The following is a 4008-nucleotide window of genomic DNA, read 5'->3' as shown; positions in this document are numbered from 1 at the left end:
GAGATTGATGATAAGGGCAATGTGCTTAGGTGGATAGGAGAGATTAATAGAGAGACAAAAAATATTAGCAAATAAAAAATGATATAATAATGCTTTATATAAGGAATCTTTTATGTTTATAAGTTCTAAAACAGAGTTAATTCAAACTATTAAAAATTTAACAATCAACAATAAAGAAGTTAAACAGATTGATTTTATTTATCCTAATTTTTCTATTTTACACGCTATATTAAAAAATATTGATTTTCATCAAAGAAAAATGCTATCTAAAAATCAAATATTGGCTATGGAAATACTAGAAATTTTAAAACAAACTTGTGATAATCACAATAATATAGAAATAAATATCCATACCCTTAATGAGCTTGATGCTGGACAAAATGTAAATTTAAAAGATTTATCAAGCAGTGAAATTTGCACTAAAGTTTATTTAGAAGACTTAGAAGAAGAAATTCAAGACAAGAAACAAGGTAAAGATTTTAATCTTTTTTATCATACAGATAAAAATAATCTTTGTATCGAATTTATCAATACTTTAAAAGAACTAGCTAAAGATTCTGAAGATATAACAACCTTAGACGAGTTAATCGAAAACATTGATCCTGATGATATAAGCAGTGAGAAATTTGATGATTTTAAGAAAAAAGTTTTAGAAAAGATTGGAAATGTCATAGAATCGGATTTTTTCAAAAATAGCATAAGTCCCACTTTAAAAAATACTTATGAAAAATTTATCAATGAGTTGTTAGAACACATTAAAAAACTTGCCGAAGAAAAAGAATATGAAAAAATTAAAATCATACTAAGTGCTATAGCGGGTGTTGCAATAGCCACAGTGGTAGCTGTTCTTACAGGTGGGACAGGATTAGCTATTTTGGCTGCTGGTTTATTTTCTTTAATGGGTTCTGCAAGCGAGTATTATGAATTTGCTCAAAGAGATTATGGCACACTTTTAACGACTTTAGCCGCATTTTTAGCCACTAGATGTGCTATGTTTATTCATTATATTAATTCTCGCTTGTTATCTTGTGTTTTAATTATTAATAAAAAAGAAATTATTGATTTAAGTGGTTTTGGATTATATCTTGGAAGTGATGAAAGCAATATCGCTTCGAATTTGGCTTATAAAATCACTTTAAGCGAAGAAATAAAAAGCATTGAAAATATTTTTAGTGAAATCTTTTTAAACCCAGAACAAAAAGACAAGGGATATAAAAATACACCCAATGATTCAAAATCGAGCAATTTACCCGCTTTCATTTCAACGCAAAAATTATCTAATTTGTATTTAAAAAACAATGCTATTTTAAAGAATTTGCAAGAAGATATTAAACAATTTATTTATTTTTCCTATATAGAAAGTCCAAATTTTAACTCAAGTAAACTAGCTGAATTTTTCGCACAAAAAAATCAAAATGCACAAATAGATTTAAATACAACTAAAATGAGTAAAAATTATTTGATTATTTCAAATATCCCCAATAAATACAATGCAGGACTTAGTGAAAGTTTAACTCAAGAAATCGCCAACTATAATATACAAGATAAATACAGAAGAATTAAAAAAAATATTGATACTTCAAAAAAAACTTATGACAGCACAAGAGATTATAGCGAATATAGCATAGAAATGCCACAAGATGAAAATGAACCTTATATTTTACAATTAAGCCCTTTTGTGAAAATATCCAAAGAAGCTTATGAGAATAGTAAAAAAGCTTATGAAGATATGCAAAAGGTTTATAAATATTTAACAAATTTTGTTGCTACACCGCAGAAGCTACCAGAATTCGCAAAAACAGCTAAAGAAAAATTAGCAATATCAGAAAATGAGCCAATGATAGAAATAGTAAAAAAGACGGAAAATTTACGACATTGCGAACGAATAAACATTTTAGCTTATATTGACTACAATAAAAAAATAAATGATAAAAAATGGCTTCCTTATTTTTATATCAAAAAATTCTTTAAACAAAACGAAGCCAAAGAATCCATCATAGAAAAAGAAAAGAAGATAGCTCATCAATATTTAACTTTTTTGAAAAAAGAGTTTTTTGAAAAATCGGATAAATCTTCATTTGGGAACTATTCTTTAATGGAATGTTTATTTATTTCATTTGTCTTGTATCAAGCTAAGCTTATTTTTCCAAATATCAATTTGGATTTGAAAAAATATGGAGGCAGTAATTTTGTATATATAAAATACTTAGAGGAAACTTATGTTTTATGGACAGATGAATGTCCAATATATGTAAATAATGAGCCAACAAATATTACAGCATATGAAGTTGTATCGCAATTATTAAAAATACTTGACAAAAAAGATTATTCTTTTGTGGAAAATGATAATTCGATAACTATAGATGATTTTTTTAATGAATTATCAAAAGATTTAGATACAACAAATACATTAGATAAAAAAATAATCAAATTAAAGCAAATGTATCATTTAGATGAACAAAAATGCATTAAAGAATTTATGAATTTAGACGAAGAAACGCAACGAGCTTTTGTTGCATGGATGGATATAGAGAAACAAATATCAGATTTATCAAAGCTTTTGGAGCAGATGTATGGAAAAGAATATTTAAATAAGGCAAAAGAACAAAAAACAAGTGAAATATTTACTTATGCAATGTTAAAAATTTTATTAAGTGCTAGTCCTTTTATCAGCTTTACAGCTCAAATGTTGTGGGATTTTAATTTTTTAAAAACAATAGAATATGTTATTCAAGCTTGTATTAAAATAAACAAAGAAGGATTTAAAGAATTTTTTAAAGAACAGCTTGGTATTTTTGCACCTCCAAAAAAGAATAGTATATATCATATACACATAAAATCTAATTTAATAATAAAAGCACGCTTGCAACAAATAGAAAAAGAATTAATTCATACTAAAATCCAAATGATTTTAGCACAAGAGATAAAATCCAATTTAATAATACAAAAAAATACATCCGGTTTAAATCTATTTATCACAAAGATAAAAGAATACTTTAATGAAAAACAAATTAAGATTTATTGGAGTGATAAATATATGAAACAATTATTTATATACTCTAATCAAGAAAGCAATATATCTAAAATTGCTCTTATGCATAGCATGGATATACAAACTCAAAAATATACTATTTATACTTATGCTAAGCTAAATAAACTTGACCTTGCTTCTATTGTGGCTGGAGAATTTGTGGGTATTTTTTTAAATTATCTCTTTCCAACAAATTTTAAAGCCCTACAAGAACAATATGAAAGCATTGTTTATCAGCTTTACACCTTCAAAGATGATTCTCCTTTAGCGGTTATAAGAGATCATTTTGTAACCTATCCTTTTGCAATCAATTCGAAATTCATTAGCTTTGATTTAAAGAAAATTTTTTATGGCATAGATCTTTGCACAGGAGTTTTTGACACTCATTTTTCCTTTCATTATGAAATAGATCAAAAGCTTGAAGAAAATAAAGAATTTCTTTTAAAAAGACTTTTGTCTTATTTGATTATTGATGAGAAAAGAAATGCAACTGCTTTAGAGGATATAAAAGAACAAAAATATATTATAGATGATTATACTTTTTATTTTAAAGAGTTAAAATCTTTAGAACTTAAAAAATGCACTATATATCAACTTCCTTGTAATCATCCTTTGTTTAAAGAGTTTAGAAATAAAGAAAAGCAAATTAGTGCTTTTAAAAAGGATGAAGATAGTCCTATTCATGCTTACAATGAAGCTTTACAAATTTTACAAGATTTTGCTAATGGAATTTACAATACAAGTAAAGATAAAACAGGAAGATATATAGAAGATAAAAATAAAACCAGAAGATTACTAGAAAAACTCAATATCATAGGACAAAACAATCTTAAGGCTATGTATATGGGGATAAATGGAAATAAAGAAAGCTTGAAAGCTATAGGCAAAAGAGAAAATAACACTAGCAAAGCAAGTGCAAATGCTGACATCACATCAGAAACAAAAACTCCGCCTAATTTCATAGGCAGACTAGCTAC

1 protein-coding gene is annotated in these 4008 nt (G+C 26.1%); it reads left to right on the top strand.

Going from position 1 to position 4008, the window contains the following annotated elements:
* Positions 1-112 precede the first annotated feature (112 nt).
* On the top strand, positions 113-4008 hold a 3896-nt coding region (locus tag AJN58_RS06045; protein WP_250540846.1), incomplete at its 3' end, for a hypothetical protein.

Source organism: Campylobacter sp. BCW_4321 (assembly GCF_001763075.1).
Lineage (GTDB): Bacteria > Campylobacterota > Campylobacteria > Campylobacterales > Campylobacteraceae > Campylobacter_D > Campylobacter_D jejuni.
The sequence above is the reverse complement of the archived record's forward strand: the minus strand, read 5'-3'. Positions and strand labels throughout refer to the sequence as shown.